This is a genomic window from Bradyrhizobium jicamae, assembly GCF_001440395.1.
Lineage (GTDB): Bacteria > Pseudomonadota > Alphaproteobacteria > Rhizobiales > Xanthobacteraceae > Bradyrhizobium > Bradyrhizobium jicamae.
In genome coordinates this window covers 93,081-113,789 of sequence record NZ_LLXZ01000197.1, presented here as the reverse complement: position 1 = coordinate 113,789, position 20,709 = coordinate 93,081, and the positions used below count along the sequence as shown (strand labels likewise).

At 63.8% G+C, this 20,709-nt stretch carries 19 protein-coding genes; 12 read left to right on the top strand and 7 right to left on the bottom strand.

Annotated elements, in window-relative coordinates; genetic code table 11:
• The first annotated feature begins 110 nt into the window (after positions 1-110).
• From CQ12_RS34295 to CQ12_RS34270, 6 genes are all read left to right on the top strand, one after another.
• Complete coding sequence (locus CQ12_RS34295; RefSeq protein WP_057839687.1) at positions 111-530, top strand: HIT domain-containing protein; 420 nt, start codon at positions 111-113, stop codon at positions 528-530.
• A 4-nt stretch (positions 531-534) separates the two neighbouring features.
• Positions 535-1,485 (top strand): NAD(+) diphosphatase, encoded by a 951-nt coding sequence (gene nudC, locus CQ12_RS34290; RefSeq protein ID WP_057839686.1) that lies wholly within the window; start codon positions 535-537, stop codon positions 1,483-1,485.
• Between the two features lie 80 nt (positions 1,486-1,565).
• On the top strand, positions 1,566-2,528 hold the full coding sequence (locus CQ12_RS34285; protein ID WP_057839685.1) for a sugar kinase: 963 nt from the start codon (positions 1,566-1,568) through the stop codon (positions 2,526-2,528).
• A gap of 68 nt (positions 2,529-2,596) precedes the next feature.
• Positions 2,597-3,097 (top strand): Lrp/AsnC family transcriptional regulator, encoded by a 501-nt coding sequence (locus tag CQ12_RS34280; protein WP_057839684.1) that lies wholly within the window; start codon positions 2,597-2,599, stop codon positions 3,095-3,097.
• Positions 3,098-3,166: 69 nt separating this feature from the next.
• Positions 3,167-3,511 carry a hypothetical protein gene (locus tag CQ12_RS34275; RefSeq protein ID WP_057839683.1) on the top strand — a complete coding sequence of 115 codons (345 nt, stop codon included), beginning with the start codon at positions 3,167-3,169 and terminating at the stop codon, positions 3,509-3,511.
• Between the two features lie 21 nt (positions 3,512-3,532).
• Positions 3,533-5,002 carry a methyl-accepting chemotaxis protein gene (locus CQ12_RS34270; protein ID WP_057839682.1) on the top strand — a complete coding sequence of 490 codons (1,470 nt, stop codon included), beginning with the start codon at positions 3,533-3,535 and terminating at the stop codon, positions 5,000-5,002.
• A 163-nt stretch (positions 5,003-5,165) separates the two neighbouring features.
• On the opposite strand, the gene CQ12_RS34265 is transcribed toward CQ12_RS34270, so the two are convergent.
• The 4 genes from CQ12_RS34265 to CQ12_RS34250 all read right to left on the bottom strand — a co-directional run bounded on the left by CQ12_RS34265 (position 5,166) and on the right by CQ12_RS34250 (position 11,492).
• Entirely contained in the window at positions 5,166-6,665 is a 1,500-nt protein-coding gene (locus tag CQ12_RS34265; RefSeq protein ID WP_057839681.1) for a phosphomannomutase/phosphoglucomutase, read from the bottom strand.
• Positions 6,666-6,783: 118 nt separating this feature from the next.
• Entirely contained in the window at positions 6,784-7,305 is a 522-nt protein-coding gene (locus CQ12_RS34260) for a TIGR02281 family clan AA aspartic protease (protein WP_057839680.1), read from the bottom strand.
• Between the two features lie 226 nt (positions 7,306-7,531).
• Positions 7,532-10,009, bottom strand: a complete 2,478-nt coding sequence (gene hrpB / locus CQ12_RS34255; protein ID WP_057839679.1) for an ATP-dependent helicase HrpB — start codon at positions 10,007-10,009, stop codon at positions 7,532-7,534.
• A 175-nt stretch (positions 10,010-10,184) separates the two neighbouring features.
• Positions 10,185-11,492: a UDP-glucose dehydrogenase family protein gene (locus CQ12_RS34250; RefSeq protein WP_057839678.1), complete on the bottom strand. Its 1,308-nt coding sequence runs from the start codon at positions 11,490-11,492 to the stop codon at positions 10,185-10,187.
• 180 nt (positions 11,493-11,672) lie between these two features.
• Between CQ12_RS34250 and CQ12_RS34245 the strand changes: the two genes are divergently transcribed.
• The 3 genes from CQ12_RS34245 (at position 11,673) to CQ12_RS34235 (ending at position 16,757) form a co-directional block, all read left to right on the top strand.
• Complete coding sequence (locus tag CQ12_RS34245) at positions 11,673-12,725, top strand: acyltransferase family protein (RefSeq protein ID WP_057839677.1); 1,053 nt, start codon at positions 11,673-11,675, stop codon at positions 12,723-12,725.
• Positions 12,726-12,913: 188 nt separating this feature from the next.
• Complete coding sequence (gene polA / locus CQ12_RS34240; protein ID WP_057839676.1) at positions 12,914-15,967, top strand: DNA polymerase I; 3,054 nt, start codon at positions 12,914-12,916, stop codon at positions 15,965-15,967.
• A gap of 154 nt (positions 15,968-16,121) precedes the next feature.
• A complete protein-coding gene (locus CQ12_RS34235) occupies positions 16,122-16,757 on the top strand; it encodes a LysE family translocator (RefSeq protein ID WP_057839675.1) in 636 nt (211 codons plus the stop codon).
• 144 nt (positions 16,758-16,901) lie between these two features.
• Here the strand turns inward: CQ12_RS34235 and CQ12_RS34230 are convergent, their stop codons facing one another.
• Positions 16,902-17,528, bottom strand: coding sequence for a glutathione S-transferase family protein (locus tag CQ12_RS34230; RefSeq protein ID WP_057839674.1), 627 nt, complete (start codon positions 17,526-17,528; stop codon positions 16,902-16,904).
• 192 nt (positions 17,529-17,720) lie between these two features.
• Between CQ12_RS34230 and pyrE the strand changes: the two genes are divergently transcribed.
• Both pyrE and CQ12_RS34220 read left to right on the top strand, forming a co-directional pair.
• Positions 17,721-18,284, top strand: a complete 564-nt coding sequence (pyrE, locus tag CQ12_RS34225; RefSeq protein WP_057839673.1) for an orotate phosphoribosyltransferase — start codon at positions 17,721-17,723, stop codon at positions 18,282-18,284.
• Positions 18,285-18,513: 229 nt separating this feature from the next.
• Positions 18,514-19,326 (top strand): DUF2865 domain-containing protein, encoded by an 813-nt coding sequence (locus CQ12_RS34220; RefSeq protein WP_057839739.1) that lies wholly within the window; start codon positions 18,514-18,516, stop codon positions 19,324-19,326.
• Between the two features lie 118 nt (positions 19,327-19,444).
• Here the strand turns inward: CQ12_RS34220 and CQ12_RS34215 are convergent, their stop codons facing one another.
• Entirely contained in the window at positions 19,445-19,876 is a 432-nt protein-coding gene (locus CQ12_RS34215; protein WP_057839672.1) for a hypothetical protein, read from the bottom strand.
• A 167-nt stretch (positions 19,877-20,043) separates the two neighbouring features.
• Between CQ12_RS34215 and CQ12_RS34210 the strand changes: the two genes are divergently transcribed.
• Positions 20,044-20,256, top strand: a complete 213-nt coding sequence (locus CQ12_RS34210; protein ID WP_057839671.1) for a hypothetical protein — start codon at positions 20,044-20,046, stop codon at positions 20,254-20,256.
• 40 nt (positions 20,257-20,296) lie between these two features.
• Here CQ12_RS34210 and CQ12_RS34205 read toward each other — a convergent pair whose 3' ends face one another.
• On the bottom strand, positions 20,297-20,527 hold the full coding sequence (locus CQ12_RS34205; RefSeq protein WP_057839738.1) for a hypothetical protein: 231 nt from the start codon (positions 20,525-20,527) through the stop codon (positions 20,297-20,299).
• Positions 20,528-20,709 lie beyond the last annotated feature (182 nt).

The following is a 20,709-nucleotide window of genomic DNA, read 5'->3' as shown; positions in this document are numbered from 1 at the left end:
CCCCCCCCCCCCATCCACGTCTTGCTTCCTCAGCGGCGCGCAAAAAAAGTGGATGGCCGGGACATCTAGCGCGAAGACGCGCTTCTGCCCGGCCATGACGAGGAAAAAATATGCCCTCTGACGCCTGGTCGCTGCACTCCCAGCTCCAAAAGGACACGATCGATATTGGCGACCTGCCGCTGAGCAAGGTGCTCGTCATCAAGGATGCGCATTACCCGTGGCTGTTGCTGGTGCCCCGTCGCGAAGGCGCGGTAGAAATCGTCGACCTCGACGAGGTCGCGCAGGCACAATTGATGACCGAAATATCCCGGGTGTCGCGAGCGCTGAAGGAAATCACCAAATGCGACAAGCTCAATGTCGCGGCGCTCGGCAATCTGGTGCCGCAGCTGCATGTCCACATCATCGCGCGGCGCACCAGCGACGCGGCCTGGCCGCGTCCGGTCTGGGGCGTGATGCCGCCGCTGGCGCATGACGCCGAGGAAGTTCAGAATTTCATCAACGCGCTTCGCCGCAAGATCTGGTTGGGTTGAACAGATGTCCGCATTCGACAAGTATCCGCTCGGAAAGCCCGCTTTCGTTACCAATATCCTCGATCGCGCCGCGCATCTGCGCGGCAATGACGAAAAACTGTTTGCGCTTGAAGGCCAGAGCAATGCGAGGGCCTATGTGGTCTACCGCGACTCGCTGGTCATGAAACAGGAGGAGAGCGGCCCCCGCGCGTTGCTCTCGATCAAGGAAGCGCTGGACTACGGCGCCAATCCCGGCACGATCTTCTTGGGCCTGCGCGACGGTGCGCCGATCTTCGGCATGGGTATTTCGCCGGCCGCCGCGGAAAAACTGATCGGCCGCAAGGACGTCGCGGTAACGGAATTGCGTGGCATGGCGATGCAGGGCGTGCTGCCGCTTGAGCAGCTGTCGGCTATCGCAATGGCGAAATCGCTGGTGAGCTGGCATCAGCGCCACGGATTTTGCGCCAATTGCGGTGCGCGCACCTCAATGAAGGAAGGCGGCTGGAAGCGCGAATGCGGGAGCTGCAAGGCCGAGCATTTCCCGCGCACCGATCCGGTCGTGATCATGTTCGTAAGCTTGGGCGACAAGGCGCTGCTCGGCCGGCAGAAGCAGTTCATGCCCGGCATGTATTCGTGCCTCGCCGGCTTTGTCGAAGCCGCCGAGACCATCGAGGACGCCGTACGTCGCGAGATTTTCGAGGAATCCGGCATCCGCGTGACCGACGTGAATTACTATATGACCCAGCCTTGGCCCTATCCGTCGTCACTGATGATCGGCTGCACGGCGCGCGCGATCAGCGAGGACATCATCGTCGACCGCGTCGAGCTTGAGGATGCTCGCTGGTTCGACCGCGCCGAACTCGCGCTCATGCACAAGCGCCAGCACCCCGATGGCCTGTTTGCCGCTCATCCCTTCGCTATCGCGCATCATTTGATCGGCCAATGGTTGCATGAGGGAAAAGACAGCGGCGCATAGCGGGAACCGTCGATGGACCAGTCGATTAACTCGGGACCCTGGTTCCGGCAGAAAGCGGAACTGACATGACGGATTCCCGAATGAACTTTCAAGACAAGGCGCCCAAACTCCCGCCGCGGATTCTCTGCATCGGCATGCCGGTGCGCGACCTGACCTTTCATACGCCCGGTGTTCCCGGCCGCGGCTCCAAGGAGAATGCCACCGCATTCGACGAAATCTGCGGCGGCAATGCGCTCAACGGCGCGATCGGCATCGTTCGGCTCGGCGGCCGCGCCTCGATCTGCGGGCCGATGGGCGATGCCAACGAAGCATCGAGTCGCTTCATCTTCGATCAGATGGCGCGCGAGGGCATCGAGACGAAGCATCTCATCCACATGCCTGACCTGGTGACGCCGATCTCGGCAGTGATGATCGATCCATCCGGCGAGCGCACCATCGTGACCTTCCGCGATCCGAAACTGTGGCATGTGAAATTGCCCGACTTCGACACGCTGCTGGACGATTGCGCCGCCATTCTCACCGAGAGCCGCTGCGCCGAATTCTGCACCGAGCTTTGCGCCGAGGCCGTCCGGCGCGGCATTCCCGTGATCGTCGACGTCGATCGCGCGATGTCGCTGCGCGAGGGCCTGCTGAACGCTTCCACGCATCTGGTGTTCTCCAGCGAGCCGCTGCAGGAGACCGCCGACGTCTCCGACGACGCCCAGGCGCTGAAGAAAATCGCCAAACTGACCCCGTCCTTCCTGGCCGGGACAAGAGGGCCCCGGGGAACGATCTGGCTCGACGAAAACGGCGGTATCCAGGAAACCCCGGCCTTCCCGGTGCACACGGTCGATACCCTCGGCGCCGGGGACGTGTTCCACGGCGCGTTTGCGCTGGCCATCACGGAGAAGCAGGAACTGCGGCAGGCGCTCCGCTTCGCGTCCGCGGCCGCAGCGCTGAAATGCACCCGCTTCGGCGGTGCCTTCGCAGCGCCTCAACGTACTGAAGTTGAAGAGCTTTTAAGCCACGGCCAAAGTGCGGCCGCGGTCCGGGCCGGTCAATAGTTGGGCTTGCATGAGAAGATTTTTCTATATATGAGGTATCAAAACCTTGTCTATGGAACAATTTTCTCATGACCGACGTCGCCATTCAGCTCCACGAAGGCAGCCGCCGCTTGGACGCCATCGACCGCAAGATCCTCACCGTATTGCAGGAGGACGCCTCCCTTTCCGTCGCCGAGATCGGCGACCGGGTCGGACTGTCATCGACGCCGTGCTGGAAGCGCATCCAGCGGCTGGAAGCCGACGGCGTGATCCTGCGGCGGGTGGCGCTGGTCGACCAGAACAAGATCGGGCTCGGCATTTCCGTGTTCGTCTCGGTCGAAAGCTCCGACCACTCGGAAGCCTGGCTGAAGACCTTCGCCAGCGCCGTCAGCGCCATGCCCGAGGTGATGGAATTCTACCGGATGGCCGGCGACGTCGATTACATGCTGCGCGTCGTGGTCGCCGACATGGCGAGCTATGACGTATTCTACAAGAAGCTGATCAGCGCCGTGCCGCTGAAGAACGTCACCTCGCGCTTTGCGATGGAGAAGATCAAGTCGGTGACCGCGCTGCCGGTGCCGGCGGCGTAAGTAACCTCCGTAATTCTACGGAGCGGGTCCGTTCACCGAACATTAGCCATGTGTCCATAGACACGGGCGATGGGTCGGAATATCACACTCAGCTACCGATGGCCGGCATGGCTCAACGCCGTGCTGTTGCTGATCGCCAGCTTCATCGGCGTCGCAGCACTGTCTTTTCAGGCTCGCCCAGGCACCGAAGTCGTGGCCGTTGCATTTCCCGTTTGGTGGGATTCTCAGCAGGCCTTCTCGGCCGCCGCTTCAGCCAATGCTGCAATCGTCCGCGTGACCGCCGTTCCATCGCTGCTGGTGGTGCGGCCCGACGGCGTTGAGGGATTGTCACGGCTGCACGAGGCCGGGGCCTGGTTCGTAATCGATCCGCAAGCGATCGCGGCCTGTTTCACAAACAAAGCAGTTGTTTATTGAACGCATACTGGGAATCCGGAAATGACCATTGAAAGCGATGATCTTGCAGCTTTGCGCGAAACCACCAGCAGGGCCTTGCTGGGATTGCTCTGGCTTCATGTTCCCATTGCGCTCGCCATCGGCCTGATGCGCGATAGCGGATGGCTGGCGCCAACCGCGCTGACGGGGGCGATGGCGCTGGCCGCGACCCTGTCGTGGCGCACCGCGGGTAACGGGCTTTCGACGCGGCTGATCTTTGCCGTCGCCCTGATGGGCAGTGTATCGGTGTTTACCTTCCAGCTCGCCGGCCATGCCTGGCAGGTCGACACGCACATGTATTTCTTCGCCACGCTGGCGTGTCTCCTCGCCTATTGCGACTATCGCCCGATCCTCGCCGGCGCGGTCGCGGTCGCGCTGCATCATCTGGTGCTGAACTTCCTGCTTCCGGCCGCGGTTTATCCCGGGGGCGCCGATCTCGGCCGCGTCGTGCTTCATGCCGTCATTGTTCTGATCGAGGCCGGCGTGCTGAGCTGGCTGGCGGTGAAGCTGTCCGGCCTGTTCGAGACGACCGCGCAAAAGACCGCCGAGGCGGAAGCGGCAAATGCCGCCGAAGCCCGAGCCAATACCGACCGGATGACCGCCGAACGGCAGGCCAAGCAGGACAGCGACGCGGTGCGCCGCGAACTCGCCGCGGGCTTCAAGCGCAAGATCGGCAGCATCGTCGATGCGGTCGCGTTAACCGCCAACGAGGTGCAGGGCCTCTCTACCCTGATGAGCAAGAGCAATGCAGAAACCACGCGGCATACCGCAGAGGCAGCAGGCGCCTCGACCCGGGCCTCGTCGAACGTGGAAACGGTTGCAGCGGCGACCGAGGAACTGACGGCCTCCATCAGCAACATTGCCCAGCAGGTGACGCGCTCTGCCGAAATCGCAAACAAGGCCGCCGAAGAGGCTCGCCGCACCAACTCCGTGGTTGAGGGGCTTGCCGCCGGCACCCAGAAGATCGGCGAAGTCGTCACGCTGATCCAGAGTATTGCGAGCCAGACCAACCTGCTGGCGCTGAACGCCACGATCGAAGCCGCCCGCGCCGGCGAACATGGACGGGGATTTGCGGTGGTGGCGAGCGAAGTCAAGGCGCTGGCCAATCAGACCGCGAAAGCAACGGAAGAAATCTCCGCGCAGGTGCAGGACATCCAGACGGCCACCAGCCAGGCCGTCAGCGCCATCCAGGCGATCGGCGGAACCATCGCCGAGATCGACGAGATATCCAATGAAGTCGCCGCCGCCGTCGATCAACAGGGCGCCGCGACGCGGGAAATCGCGGGCAATGTGCAGCAGGCGGCTAACGGTACACGGGACGTCAACGGCAACATTCTCAGTGTCAGCCGTGCTTCGGAAGAGGCGGGCCGGGCAACATCGAAGCTACTGGATGCTGCGAACGGTCTGTCGTCGCAATCCGACCAGCTGAAGTCCGAGGTCGACAGCTTCCTGGGCTCGCTGCACGTGGCGTAAGAATTCGAGAACACTGTCGTCGTCCGCCTTGTGCGCAATTGCGCACCGGAGCGGACGATCCAGTATTCCTGAGACATCAGCGACCTAACAGGAAAGTCGCAGCGTACCGGATCCCGCCTTCGCGGACGATGACGAACGCGTGCTAGGCAAACACCGTCCGCCCTCAAATCTTCTGATTGTACTCGCCGACCTCCGGATGCGTGCGCAGCACGGAATCCATTGCCTCGAACATGTCGCGCATGCGCGCTTCACTCACCGGGCTTTCGACCACCACCACCAGCTCTGGCTTGTTGGATGAAGCCCGCACCAGGCCCCAGCTTCCGTCTTCGACCGTGACGCGCACGCCGTTGACGGTGACGAGATCGCGGATCTTCTGGTCGGCGACCGTTTCGCCCTTCTTCTGCTTGTCTTCGAAGTGCTTCACCACGGCAGCCGCCACGCCGTACTTCACCTCGTCAGCGCAATGCGGCGACATCGTCGGCGACGACCAGGTTTTCGGAATTGCGTTCTTCAGGTCGGCCATAGACTTGTCAGGCGCGCGGTCGAGCATTTCGCAGATGGCGATCGCCGAGACCAGCCCATCGTCATAGCCGCGGCCGAACGGCTTGTTGAAGAAGAAGTGGCCGGACTTTTCGAACCCCGCCAGCGCACCCATCTCGTTGGTGCGGCGCTTCATGTAGGAATGCCCGGTCTTCCAATAGGCGGTTTTCGCGCCCTGCTTTTGCAGCACCGGATCTGTGACAAACAGGCCGGTTGATTTCACGTCGACGACGAACTGCGCATCCTTGTGGATCGCCGACATATCGCGCGCCAGCATCACGCCGACCTTGTCGGCGAAGATTTCCTCGCCGGTATTGTCGACCACGCCGCAGCGGTCGCCGTCGCCGTCGAAGCCGAGGCCAACATCGGCCTTGTGCTTGAGCACGGCGTCGCGGATCGCGTGCAGCATCTCCATGTCTTCGGGGTTCGGATTGTATTTCGGGAAGGTGTGATCGAGCTCGGTGTCGAGCGGGATCACCTCGCAGCCGATCGCTTCCAGCACCTGCGGCGCGAACGCGCCCGCGGTGCCGTTGCCGCAGGCGGCAACGACCTTGAGCTTGCGCTTCAGCTTGGGACGGCTGGTGAGATCGGCGATGTAGCGTACCGGAAAATTCTCGTGGAATTGATAAGCGCCGCCGGCCTTGTTCTTGAACTCGGCATTGAGCACGATTTCCTTCAGTCGCGTCATCTCGTCGGGACCGAAGGTGAGCGGACGGTTGGCGCCCATCTTGACGCCGGTCCAGCCATTGTCGTTATGCGAGGCCGTCACCATCGCGACGCAGGGCACGTCGAGATCGAACTGCGCGAAATAGGCCATCGGCGTTACCGCAAGCCCGATGTCATGCACCTTGCAGCCCGCCGCCATCAGGCCTGAGATCAGCGCGTATTTGATCGAGGCCGAATAGCCGCGGAAATCATGGCCGGTGACGATTTCCTGGCTGACGCCCAGTTCCGCAATCAGCGCGCCAAGCCCCATGCCCAGCGCCTGCACGCCCATCAGGTTGATCTCCTTCTCGAACAGCCAGCGCGCGTCATATTCGCGAAAGCCGGTCGCCTTCACCATCGGCCCGGATTCGAAGGCATAGGTGTTCGGAACCAGCACGGATTTGGGCTTCGGGAACATGAAATGACCTTGTCGTGGAATGCTAAGGGAACCGCAGCCATAACGAATACGCAGGCCGGGCGATAGCGGGCCGGCGCGTTGTGGCGATCAATTGCGGCGGTTTGGTAGCCTGGTAACCTTACTGTTCCAGCACCAGCCGGCCGTTGGAATAGTTGAAGCGCTTCAGCCTCGACAGGAACGACATGCCGAGCAGGTTCTCCGACAACGCCTCGTCCGGCAGCACCAGCGCGTCGACGTCCCGCACCACGATGCCGCCGAGATCGATCATCGCGAGCCGCGCACGCGCAGCCTTGATGGTGCCGTTGGCGGTGGAGACCGTCGCGTTGTATTCGCTGAGCGAAGGACGCAGGCCGAAGCGGGCCGCGGACCTCTCATTCAACGCCACCACCGAGGCGCCGGTGTCGACCAGGAAATTGATGCGCTGACCGTCGATGTGGCCGTCGGTCTGGAAATGGCCGCGGGCATCGCGGGGAATGTCGAGGGTGCGGCCGGAGGCTTGCGCGACCGTTTGCGGCGGAGCCTTTTTCGGCGGCGCGCTGACGGGTGCCGGCGCCGGTGCCGCCGACATCTTGCCCGCCATCTGGCCCATGTAAGTGCCGAGGCCGACCATAACGGCAGCAAGGATCATCAAGTTACGCATACGCCACGCTCGCTTTGCCAGACCGCCGATATCACCACGCCAGTCGCGAAACCGCGACTAACGGCGATGGCCGGGCCTGTCATTTTGACGAAAAGGATGAGTGAAGCGTTAACGGGGCAAATCGTCATACGCGGGCTTGACCCGCGTATCCATCAATCTTCAGAAAAAGCTCCTCAAGAACGATGGATTGCCGGGTCAAGCCCGGCAATGACAGCCTCGAAAGCCCTCACGTCCCGCGCGGCTTGACGCGGCGGGTCGGCATCGCGCTGGCCGGGTCTTCGGGCCAGGGGTGGCGGGGATAGCGGCCGCGCAGGTCGGAGCGCACGGCGGCATAGCTGCCGCGCCAGAAGCCGGGAAGGTCTCGCGTCACCTGCACCGGGCGTTGCGCCGGGGACAGCAATTCCAGCACCAGCGGCACTGCGCCCTTGGCGATCGAGGGATGGGTGTTGAGCCCGAACAATTCCTGCAGGCGCACGGCAATGGTCGGGCCCTGCTCGGCCTCGTAGTCGATCGCGAGCATGGTGCCGGTCGGCGCCTCGAAATGCGTCGGTGCTTCCCGCTCCAGCCGCGCGCGCAACTCCCATGGCAACAGCGCCATCAGCGCATCGGAGAGATCACTGGCGGAAAAATCCTTCAGCGAGGTCTTGTCGTAGAGCGCCGGCACCAGCCAGTTCTCGCTGTCGGCCGCGAGCGCCGCGTCCGACAGGTCGGGCCAGCTCTCGTCCTCCGCCTTGCGCAGAAACATCACGCGATCGCGCCACTGCTTCAGCGCCTTCGACCACGGCAATTTGTCGAGCCCGGCGGCGACCAATCCGGCGGCAAAGATGCGCGCGGTCTCGGCCGAGGGCGACAGCGCCATCGGCGCTTCCGACAGCGTGATCGCATGCAGCGTCCGCTTGCGGCGCGCGCGCAGCGCCATTGCGCCGCGATCGAACGAAATCTCATCCGCATTCTCGATCTGGTCGGCAAAGCGCGTTTCGATATCGGCTTGCGCGATCGGCGCGGCAAGCAGGACACGTCCCTGCGCTGCCGTGCCGGTCAATTCGCCCACGGCGATATAGGGCGTGCGCGCCAGCGACGAGGCCTGTTCGACAGCGGCGCCGCGGCCGTTGGCGAGCACAAAGCTGCCATTGCCGCGGTTGCGCGCGACGCGATCGGGGAAAGCAAGCGCGAGCATGATTCCGGTCGATGGTGAGGCGTCCTCTGCGGACGCCCCCTCCGTCGTCGCCACCTGCTGCGCCCAACGCTGCGCTAGGCTGCGCGCGCTGGACGCGCGGGGCGAGCGGTCGCGGCGGAATTGGTCGAGCCTGACATCGAGATCGACGCTGTCACCGCCGAGACCACGCTCGGTCAGGATGGCCGCGATCTCGGCCGCCTCCTCACCTGCCCCCAGCCGGTGCGAATCCACGATCATGCGCGCCAGCCGCGGCGGCAGCGCCAGCGCCCGCAGACTGTGGCCCTCCGCAGTAATCCAACCATCCGAATCCAGCGCGCCGAGTTCGAGCAGTAGGCTGGTGGCCTCCTTCAGCGCCGGCGCCGGCGGGGGATCAAGAAACGCCAATGTAGCGGGATCGCGGACGCCCCATTGCGCGAGATCGAGCACCAGCGAGGAGAGGTCTGCAGAAAGAATTTCCGGCTGGGTGTAGGCGGCGAGCGATGCCGTCTGCGGCTCGTCCCAGAGACGGTAGCAGACGCCGGGCTCGGTACGGCCGGCGCGGCCACGGCGCTGATCGACCGCGGCGCGCGAGGCGCGCACAGTTTCCAGGCGCGTCAGGCCGATATCGGGCTCGTAGCGCGGCACCCGCGCCAGGCCGCAATCGACGACGATGCGCACACCCTCGATGGTCAGCGAAGTCTCGGCAATGGAAGTTGCCAGCACGACCTTGCGGCTTCCCTTCGGTGCCGGCGCGATGGCGCGGTCCTGCACGGCCGCGTCGAGCGCGCCGAACAGCGGCACGATTTCCACGCTCGCATCATGGACCCGTTCGGCGAGAAAATTCTGCGTGCGGCGGATTTCGGCGGCGCCCGGCAGGAAAGCCAACACCGAGCCCGGATCGGCGCGCAGCGCGGTCGCGATCGCATCCGCCATCTGCCGCTCGATCGGCGCATCCACCTTGCGGCCGAGATAGCGCGTCTCGACCGGAAAGGCGCGGCCCTCGCTGGCAACCACCGGCGCATCGCCGAGCAATTTGCCGACACGCGCGCCGTCGAGGGTTGCCGACATCACGAGGATACGAAGATCCTCGCGCAGGCCAGTCTGCGCGTCACGGGCGAGGGCTAAGCCCAGATCGGCGTCGAGCGAGCGCTCATGAAATTCGTCGAACAGCACCGCGGCGACGCCGTTCAACTCGGGATCGTCGAGAATCTGTCGCGAGAAGATTCCCTCGGTAACGACCTCGATCCGGGTCGCGCGCGAGATCTTCGAGCCGAAGCGGACGCGGTAGCCGACGGTCTCCCCTGCCCGCTCGCCGAGCGTCCGCGCCATCCGCTCGGCGCTGGCGCGCGCCGCGATCCGCCGCGGCTCCAGCATGATGATCTTTTTGCCCTTCAGCCAGGGCGCATCGAGCAGCGCCAGCGGCACCCGCGTGGTTTTGCCGGCGCCGGGAGGGGCCACCAGCACGGCGGTGTTGTTGGCCGCGAGCGTGCGATCGAGTTGATCCAGCACGACGTCGATTGGAAGCGGCGTATCGAAGCTGCGGGGCAATTACGGCTCGCATCGTTGGCGCTCTTCCCCTCTCCCCTTGTGGGAGAGGGTGGATCAATCGCGCGGAAGCGCGATTGAGACGGGTGAGGGGTCTGTCTCCGCGGATGGAGACCCCTCATCCGGCACGGACTTCGTCCGTGCCACCTTCTCCCACAAGGGGAGAAGGGAAGAAAGATCAAGTCGCCGCCCGCCCCACGCTCTCATACGTAAAGCCGTGCGCGGCCATGTCCTCGGGACGGTAAATGTTGCGCAGGTCGACCACGACGGGCTGCGCCATTACGCCCTTGATCCGATCCAGATCGAGCGCGCGGTACTGCACCCATTCGGTGACGATCACCATGGCGTCCGCCCCCTTCACGCACTCATAGGGGTCGTCGCAATACTGTATCTCGGGCAGTTCCTTCTTCGCCTGCTCCATGCCGACCGGATCGTGCGCGCGCACTTTCGCGCCCATGTCGAGCAGGCCGGTGACCAGCGGAATCGACGGCGCCTCGCGCATGTCGTCGGTGTCGGGCTTGAAGGTGAGGCCGAGCACCGCGACCGTCTTGCCGCGCAGATTGCCGGCGGCATTCGACACCTTGCGCGCCATCGCCCGCTTTCTGATGTCGTTGACGCCGAGCACGGCCTCGACGATGCGCAACTGCACGTCGTGGTCCTGCGCGATCTTGACCAGCGCACGGGTGTCCTTTGGAAAGCAGGAGCCGCCGAAGCCGGGACCGGCATGCAGGAATTTCGAACCGATGCGGTTGTCGAGTCCGATGCCGCGCGCGACCTGCTGCACGTCGGCGCCGACCTTTTCCGAGAGATCGGCAATCTCGTTGATGAAGGTGATCTTCGTGGCGAGGAATGCGTTTGCCGCGTATTTGATCAGTTCGGCCGTACGCCGCGCCGTGTACATCACGGGCGCCTGGTTCAGCGACAGCGGCCGGTAGACGTCGCCGAGCGCCTTGCGCCCGCGCTCGTCATCGGTGCCGACCACGATACGGTCGGGGAATTTGAAGTCGCGGATCGCCGCGCCCTCGCGCAGGAATTCCGGATTGGAGGCGACCACCACATCGGCCGACGGATTGGCTTCGCGGATCAGCCGCTCGACCTCGTCACCGGTGCCGACCGGCACGGTCGATTTCGTCACCACCACCGTGAAGCCGGACAGTGCTGCAGCGATCTCGCGCGCGGCGCTGTAGACGTAAGTGAGGTCGGCATGGCCATCGCCGCGCCGCGACGGCGTACCGACCGCGATGAATACGGCGTCGGCCTCCGCGACCGGCGCGGTCAGGTCGGTCGTGAAATCCAGCCGCTTGGCCTTGACGTTGGAGGCGACAAGCTCGTCGAGCCCGGGTTCGAAGATCGGGATTTCACCTCGGCGCAAGGCTTCGATCTTGCCGGCATCCTTGTCGACGCAGGTGACCTGGTGGCCGAAATCGGCAAAGCAGGCGCCGGATACCAGCCCCACATAGCCCGTGCCAATCATGGCGATTCGCATGAAAACAACCCGTATCTGATGGTTAACGCCAATCCCGATTTTGTCGGCGTCTTAGAGCATTTTTCGCCCAAGGGGAAATCGGAAAAAACGAGGTAAGTCGGCATGTCATTTGTATGAATAAAGGAGAAAGCAACGGATCGGGCCGAAGATGCGGCCACGTCGCGCCGAAAAGGAACACCGATGACCTTAAACGGTACATCCGCCGTCACCGAACGCTCCACCCGCATCGACTGGGTGGACTACGCCAAGGGCATCTGCATCGTCATGGTGGTGATGATGCATTCGGTGCTGGGCGTGGAAAAGGCCGCCGGCGACACCGGTTTCATGCATGCCTTCGTGATGTTCGCAAAGCCGTTCCGGATGCCGGATTTCTTCCTGATTTCCGGCCTGTTCCTGGCGGTCGTGATCGATCGCGACTGGCGCACCTATCTCGACCGCAAGGTCGTGCATTTCGCCTATTTCTATCTGCTGTGGGTGGCGATCCAGTTCGGCTTCAAGGCGCCCGGCTTTGCCGCGGAAGGCGGCTGGCAGCATGTCGGCATGCTGTATCTGCAAACTTTCATCGAGCCGTTCGGCACACTCTGGTTCATTTATCTGCTGCCGGTGTTCTTCGTCGTCACAAAACTGTCACGCAAGCTCCCGTCAGCCGCGATCTGGATCGTAGCCGCGGCGCTGGAGATGGCGCATGTCGCGACCGGCTGGACCGTGATCGATGAATTCTGCGGACGCTTCGTCTATTTCTACTCCGGCTATCTGTTCGCTTCCTACGTGTTCGCACTGTCGGACCGCTCGCGAGAGAAGCCCGTGCTGGCGCTGGCCGGCCTCGCGCTGTGGGCGATCGTCAACGGCGCGCTGGTCGTATCAGGCGTTGACGAATGGCCGCTGGTTTCGCTCGCGCTTGGATTTGCGGGCGCGGGCGCGATCATCGTCATGGGCACGCTGCTGGCGCGGGTGCAGTGGCTGAACTTCCTGCGCTATTGCGGCGAGCATTCCATCGTCATCTACCTCGCCTTCTTCCTGCCGATGGCCGTGACCCGGACGCTGCTGCTCAAGACCGGGCTGATCGCCGATATCGGGACGGTTTCCCTGATCGTGACCGTTGCCGGTGTCGCGGGTGCGGTTCTGATCTGGCGCCTGGCGCTGCTGGTCCGCGCCGATTTCCTGTTCGAGCGGCCGGCAGCGTTCTGGATCGCGCCGAAAAAGGCCCGGCCCGCGCTGCAGCCGGCGGAGTAGGGTTTTGCCTGATACGTAGCCCGGATGGAGCGCAGCGCAATCCGGGGAAATCCCACGGCTTTGCGCGAATCCCGGATTTCGCTGCGCTCCATCCGGGCTACGGCATAACGGCAATTTGGCTGTGCGGTAGCGAGCAAAAACCGTCCCCCAAGGCTGTCAATCCGCGCAAAAATCCCTAAATTTCGGCCATGCCGAAAACAGCCCCCAAAGCCGCCGCCAAACCCGCTCCCGCCAAAGCCCCTGCCAAGGCCCCCGCCAAAAATCCGGGCAAGGGTGACCATGTGTTCCTGGTCGACGGTTCCTCCTACATTTTCCGCGCCTATCACGCGCTGCCGCCGCTGAACCGCAAATCCGACGGGCTGCAGGTCAATGCTGTGCTCGGCTTCTGCAACATGTTGTGGAAGCTGTTGCGCGACATGCCGGAGGATGACCGGCCTACCCACCTCGCAATCGTGTTCGACAAGTCCGAGATCACGTTCCGCAACAAGCTCTATCCCGACTACAAGGCGCACCGGCCACCGGCGCCCGACGATCTGATCCCGCAATTCGCGCTGATCCGCGAAGCCGTGCGCGCCTTCGACCTGCCGTGCCTGGAGCAGATTGGCTTTGAAGCCGACGATCTGATCGCGACCTATGCGCGGCTGGCCGGCGAGCGCGGTGCGACGACGACCATCGTTTCCTCTGACAAGGACCTGATGCAGCTCGTGACCGACAAGGTCACGATGTACGACACCATGAAGGACCGCCGCATCGGCATCCCTGAAGTGATAGAGAAATTCGGCGTGCCGCCGGAGAAGGTGGTCGAGGTGCAGGCGCTGGCGGGCGACTCCACCGACAATGTGCCCGGCGTGCCCGGCATCGGCGTCAAGACCGCCGCACAATTGATCGTGGAATACGGCGATCTGGAGCAGTTGCTGTTCCGCGCTGGCGAGATCAAGCAGCCGAAGCGGCGCGAGGCCCTGATCGAGAACGCCGAGAAGGCGCGGATTTCGCGACAACTGGTGCTGCTCGACGACAAGGTCGACCTCGAAGTGCCGCTCGACGACCTTGCGGTGCAAGAGCCCGACGCGCGCAGGCTGATCGCGTTCCTCAAGGCGATGGAGTTCTCGACCCTCACCCGCCGTGTCGCCGAATACTCTCAGGTCGATCCGGCCGACATCGAGCCGGATGCAGGCAACAAGAGCGGCGCCAGTGTCTTCGCGGTGCCGCCATCAGGCAAGAAGCCGGAAGGCTATGCCGAGGGCGCGACGCTGTTCGACGCTCCGCCCGCTGGCAAAGCGGGGACCGCGCCGGATAAAGGCGCCGACAAGCAGGACAAGGCCGCGAGCCACAAGGGCTCGCCGGTCTCGCTCGCCGCCGTGCGCGCCGAGGCGTTACGAAAAGTGCCGGTCGACCGCGGCAAGTACCAGACCATCGGCAGCCTCGATACGCTGAAGGCCTGGATTGCGCGCGCCTACGATGCCGGCACGTTCGCGATCGACGCCCAGGCGAACTCCGACGATCCGATGCAGGCGGACATCTGCGGCATCGCGCTGGCGCTCGCGCCGAGCGACGCCTGCTACGTCCCGCTCGCCCACAAGCAGCCCGGCGGCGGCGCGGGCCTGTTCGACGCCGGATTGGCTCCCGACCAGATCAAGGCCGGCGACGCGCTGGCGGCGCTGAAGCCGCTATTGGAATCCGCAGGAATTCTCAAGGTCGGCTTCAACATCAAGTTCAACGCCGTGATACTGGCGCAGCACGGCGTCACCTTGCGCAATGTCGACGATGCGCAGTTGATGTCCTATGCGCTCGACGCCGGGCGCAACTCGCACGCGCTGGAGTCGCTCACCGAGCGCTGGTTCGGCCATGCCGTCCTCAGCCATGGCGAACTCGTCGGCAGCGGCAAGAACAAGCTGACCTTCGACCAGGTCGCGATCGACAAGGCGACGGCCTATTCGGCCGAGAGCGCCGACATGATCCTGCGCATGCACCGCGTGCTGAGGCCGCGGCTCGCCGCCGAGCACATGACGACAGTCTACGAGACGCTGGAGCGGCCGCTGGTCACCGTGCTGGCGCGGATGGAGCGGCGCGGCATCTCCATCGACCGGCAGGTGCTGTCGCGGCTGTCGGGCGATTTCGCCCAGACCGCGGCGCGGGTCGAGGCCGAACTGCAGGAAATCGCCGGCGAGCCGATCAATGTCGGCAGCCCCAAGCAGATCGGTGACATCATCTTCGGCAAGATGGGCATCCCCGGCGGCACCAAGACCAAGACCGGCGCGTGGTCGACCTCGGCGCAGATCCTCGACGAGCTCGCCGAACAGGGCCATGAATTCCCGAAGAAGATTCTGGAATGGCGGCAGGTGTCGAAACTGAAATCGACCTATACCGACGCGCTGCCGGAATATGTTCATCCGCAGACCCACCGCGTGCACACGACCTACGCGCTGGCTGCGACCACCACGGGGCGGCTGTCATCGAACGAACCGAACCTGCAAAATATCCCGGTGCGTACCGAGGACGGCCGAAAAATCCGCCGCGCCTTTATCGCGACGGCCGGCCACAAGCTGGTATCGGCAGACTATTCGCAGATCGAATTGCGGCTGCTCGCCGAGATCGCCGACATTCCCGTGCTGAAGCAGGCGTTCCGCGACGGGCTCGACATTCACGCCATGACGGCGTCCGAAATGTTCGGCGTTCCGATCAAGGACATGCCGGGCGAGGTACGCCGCCGGGCGAAGGCAATCAATTTCGGCATCATCTACGGCATCTCCGCTTTCGGGCTTGCGAACCAGCTCGGCATCGCCCGCGAGGAAGCCTCCGCCTACATCAAGAAGTATTTCGAGCGCTTCCCCGGCATCCGCGCCTACATGGACGAGACGCGCGACTTCTGCCGGACCAACGGCTATGTCACGACGCTGTTCGGGCGGAAGTGCCATTACCCCGACATCAAGGCCTCCAACGCCTCGGTCCGCTCCTTCAACGAGCGCGCCGCGATCAACGCGCGGCTGCAGGGCACCGCTGCCGACATCATCCGCCGCGCGATGACGCGGATGGAGGACGCGCTGGCGGAGAAGAAGCTGTCCGCACAGATGCTGCTGCAGGTGCATGACGAACTGATCTTCGAGGTGCCCGATGCGGAAGTCGCGGCGACGCTGCCGGTGGTGCAGCATGTGATGCAGGACGCGCCGTTCCCGGCGGTCGTGCTGTCGGTGCCGCTGCAGGTGGATGCAAGGGCCGCGAACAATTGGGAAGAGGCGCATTGAGAGATGCCGTCATCGCCCGGTCAAGCCGGGCGATGACAGACGTGCATGCTTATGGACTGCGCTCCCGGGCAGAAATGTCCTCGGAGCAATATACGAAATGACATCGCGGGCTGGTGCGCGCTAGTAAACGCCCATCCCTCCCCGCGAGTCTCCCATGCCTCACATTGCAACGCTGCTCGGTTTTGCCCTGATCTCGCTCGGCATGGTGCTGACGCCGGGGCCGAACATGATCTACCTGATCTCGCGCTCGATCACGCAGGGGCCCGCGGCAGGGATCGTGTCGCTCGGCGGCGTAGCCCTAGGCTTCGTGTTCTACATGCTGTGCGCGGCGTTCGGCATCACGGCGCTGTTGTTTGCCGTTCCCTATGCCTATGATGCGCTGCGCTTCGCCGGCGCCGCCTATCTGCTTTGGCTGGCGTGGCAGGCGCTGAAGCCGAATGGCCGCTCGCCGTTTCAGGTGAATAAGCTCGCGGTCGACGGCCCGCGCAAATTGTTCGCGATGGGATTCGTCACCAATCTGCTCAATCCGAAAATCGCGATGCTGTATCTGGCGCTTCTGCCGCAGTTCATCGATCCCGCCGTGGGCAGCGTGCTGACGCAGTCGCTGGCGCTGGGCGCGATCCAGATCGTGATCAGCGTCAGCGTCAACGCGATGATCGCGCTCGGCGCCGGATCGATCGCGCGCTTTCTCGGCACGCGGCCGAGTTGGTTGTTGATTCAGCGCTGGCTGATGGGAACGGTGCTGGCAGGGCTTGCCGTGAAGATGGCGTTCGAGGCGAAGCGGGCGTGATGTTTCTTCCTTCTCTCCTTGTGGGAGAAGGTGGCGCGCGAAGCGCGCCGGATGAGGGGTTCTCTCCGCGGAGACAGATCCCTCACCCGTCCGCGATGCTTCGCATCGCGTCCACCCTCTCCCACAAGGGGAGAGGGGAAGTGCTCAATCCAATTTCGCTTCCATGCCCCGCTTGGTCGCCGGGCGGGCCATCAGCGCGTTGTACCAGCGTTCGACGTTCGGGAAATCCTTCAGCTCCACCTTGTGGCGCGGGTGGCGCCAGGCCCAGCCGAGGATGGCGAAGTCGGCGACCGACAGCGCGTCCGCCAGGAATTCGCGGTCGGCCAGCCGCCGGTCGAGGACGCCATAGAGCCGGCGGGTCTCGGCCATATAGCGCTTCAGGCCATAGGCACGGTCGGTTTCGTTCTCCAGCGCGATGAAATGGTGCACCTGGCCGGGCATCGGCCCGAAACCGCCCATCTGCCACATCAGCCATTCATAGACCGGGATCCGCTCGGCCAGCGGCTTCGGCAGGAACTTGCCGGTCTTTTCGCCGAGATAGAGCAGGATCGCGCCCGACTCAAAGATGCTGACCGGCTTGCCGCCGGGGCCGTCGGGATCGACGATGGCCGGGATCTTGTTGTTCGGGCTGATCTTGATGAAGCTGGGCGCCATCTGCTCGCCCTTGGTGATGTTGATCGGGATCACCTTGTACGGCAGCCCCATTTCCTCCAGCGCGACCGAGATTTTGCGGCCGTTCGGCGTGTTCCAGGTGTGCAGTTCGATTGTCATCTACGGTTTCCCCCTCAAAGGCTTGGGGTCTCCGTACCCCGGAACCTCCGGGCCTTACAACCCGCGCTTTCCACGGGGCGCCCCTGCGAAAGCAGGACGCATGCGCCACTGTTGACGGCACCGGATCAGCGCTGGAATGTGCCCGCGAGCGCCGATAGATTGCGGCCCGCCTCAAACCCCGGAAAAACCGCCTTGTCCAAATCAGCCTCCCGCGCCCGCCTCGCCGAGATCATCCGCAAGCGTTCGTTCGGGCGCGGCGAGATCACGCTGGCGTCTGGCCGCAAGAGCGACTTCTACTTCAACCTCAAGCCGACCATGCTCGACCCCGAAGGCGCGGCGCTTCTGGCCGAGCTAACCTATGAGGCGCTGAAGGACGACAGGCTCGATTTCGTCGGCGGGTTGGAGATGGGCGCCGTCCCACTGGCAGGCGCGATCGCGCAGCTTTCCTGGCTGAAGGGCCACCCGATCGCCGCCTTCTTCGTGCGCAAGAAACCGAAGGAGCATGGCGCGCGCCTCGCGGTGGAGGGCCTCGCCAAGGGAGAGAGCCTGGAAGGCAAGCGCATCGTGATCGTCGAGGACGTCACCACGACCGGCGGCTCGGCGCTGAAGGCGGTCGAGGCCGTGCGTGATGCCGGCGGCGAGATCGTCCTGGTGCTCACCATGGTCGACCGCGAGGAAGGGGCGACTGAAGCGTTTGCAGAAGCGGGGCTCGAGTTTCGTTCGCTGTACAAGGCCGGTGAGTTTTTGAAAGGCTGATCGTGGCCTCTCCGCAGATGCAGCCGTCATGCCCGGGCAAAAGCGCGAAGCGCATCTTCGCGCTTTTGCCCGACCATCACGTTGGAGAGAGCGCGGCTCCTCGTTCGCTTCCGCATTTCCTTCCCCTTCTCCGCCCCTGAATACCACTCCTTTACCATCCCCCGTTAAGGTTACTCCCGGCTGAAGCCTGCGCGCTTCAGCGCGTTTGTTGCGTTGGGTGGAGTTGGCGTTGCGTACAGAGTTGGCTTTTTCGCGCGTGCGGCGCCGCGCGACGTTTGTGGCCGCCGCGACCCTTGCAGGCGCGCTCACGCTGACGCCCGGCAGCGTCTCCGCCGAAGGCCTGTTCGATTTCCTGTTCGGCGGCATCCAGAAGCAGCAGACACGGCAGGCCCCCTCGCCGGCCAATTTCTTCGCCGATCCGTTTGGCAATCATCAGCCATCCCAGCCCGTACCGGCACCGCGCGTCGCCGGCCCCAGTGGCCCTGCGTTCTGCGTGCGTAGCTGCGACGGCAAATATTTTCCGCTGACCACGCGCGGCAATGTTTCGCCGGTTCAGACTTGCCAGGCCTTCTGTCCCGCGAGCGCCACCAAGGTGTTTTACGGCAGCAGCATCGACCATGCGACCGCGAGCGGCGGCGAGCGCTATGCCGACAGCGAGAACGCCTACGCCTATCGCAAGGCGCTGAGTGCCGACTGCACCTGCAACGGCAGGAGCCCGTCCGGGCTAGCGCCGGTCGATCTCACGCTCGACACCTCGCTCCGCTCCGGCGACGTCATCGCCACGACCGACGGTCTCGTCGCCTATACGGGCGTGCGCCTCGGCGCCGACCAGGCGGCCGAGTTCACGCCGGTCGCCTCCTATCCCGGGCTGACGGCGGAAGTCCGCGCCCGGCTCGGCGAAATGAAGGTCGCGCCGGTCAGCGCCGAAACGGTCGCGGCCAGCGCGCCGCTTCCGGAAACAAGCCGCGACGCCGATCTGCCGACGGCTTCCATCCCGAAGACGGTCAAGCCAAAAGCGGCGAAGCGGGCGGAAGTGAATTAGCGGCTAGTCATTCCGGGGCGATGCGCCAGCATCGAACTATGGTGCGCAATTGCGCACCTGAGAATCTCGAGATTCCGGATATGGTCCTTCGGACCATTCCGGAATGACCAAGACCAACTCACCGCCCGACGATCACTCCGATCACGTTCGGCGCCGACAGATATTTTTCCTCGATCGCCGCACGCGCCGCGGCGCGGTTTTCAGCCGTCAGCAGGCCGCGCTTCTCGGCCAGGATCATCCAGCAATAACCCCACCAGTCCGTCAGCATGCCCTGATCGTCGACGAGGTCGTAGCCCTGCTCGGCGGCGAAGATGCGCGCCTGCGCTTCATCCAGCCCATCGAGGAAGGCGTGGTCCTCGATCGAAAACAGCTCGTCGCTGAAATCGTCCGTGGTGTAGCCCCACACCGACATGCAGACCGCGTTGAATTCACGGTCGATCGCGTCGTCATCGACGGGCTGGCGGCGCGAGGCCTGGTGCAGGCGCGACAGCGAGCGCGCGAAATCGGCGATGCGGGTGAGAGCGAACTGATCGAAGGCGATGGTGGACATGTAGTCCTCCCAAACTCGGATAGACCATAAATGTTGTGTCGGCGACGCGCCGAATCACAATGATATATCAGATACTTGATAAAGTGTTCTTAATTTGTTCTAGCGACATCGCCAAATATTTCCTACCATAGGTTGTTTGTCGGCGATCTGCCGCACAGGATGGAACGATGGACGAGACGCACGCCAACAAAATCCGCTCGCTGTTACTGGAAGCGGTCGATGCGATCGAGCGGGCGCATGCGATCGTGTCGACCCTCGACAGCGAGGATCAAGCCTTGCTTTCCGCGTCTCTCGACGAAATATCGTTAGCCGTGCATTCCAAGCTGCTGCAAAAGCTTCATCTCCGCTATCCCGGATTTTCGGAGGAAAGCGAAGAGTAGGACGGCGCCATGGTATGAACCGTGGCGGACCTCAATCTCTTCACATCGCCGACAACAGCTTGTCGCCGCAATAATTGGCATAGAACTTTCCGCCGCACTGCCGCTTCATCGCCGCACAGCGCGCGACGGGCGATGCGCCCTGCGCGACGCTGAACGTGCAGCTCAGGCCGTCCGCGCTCCTGGCGGACTTGCCTGCGGCAAAGGCCGCGCTGGTGGCGCTGATGCAGACTACCAATAGCGTAGCGGCGGCGATCTCGATCGTCAGTCTCATGGCAAGCCTCCCGTTCTGGCGGCACGCATCTGCCTTGCGCGCACTGGCACCCGGCCACTGAACCCCAGCGATCCTCGGCTTCGCACCGCGATCATAGCACCAAAATCCCGCCGCCGATGCCGCGAAATCGGCCCGGTCCTTGCATAAAATCATGCCAGCGCGATGCACAACATACATCCGGC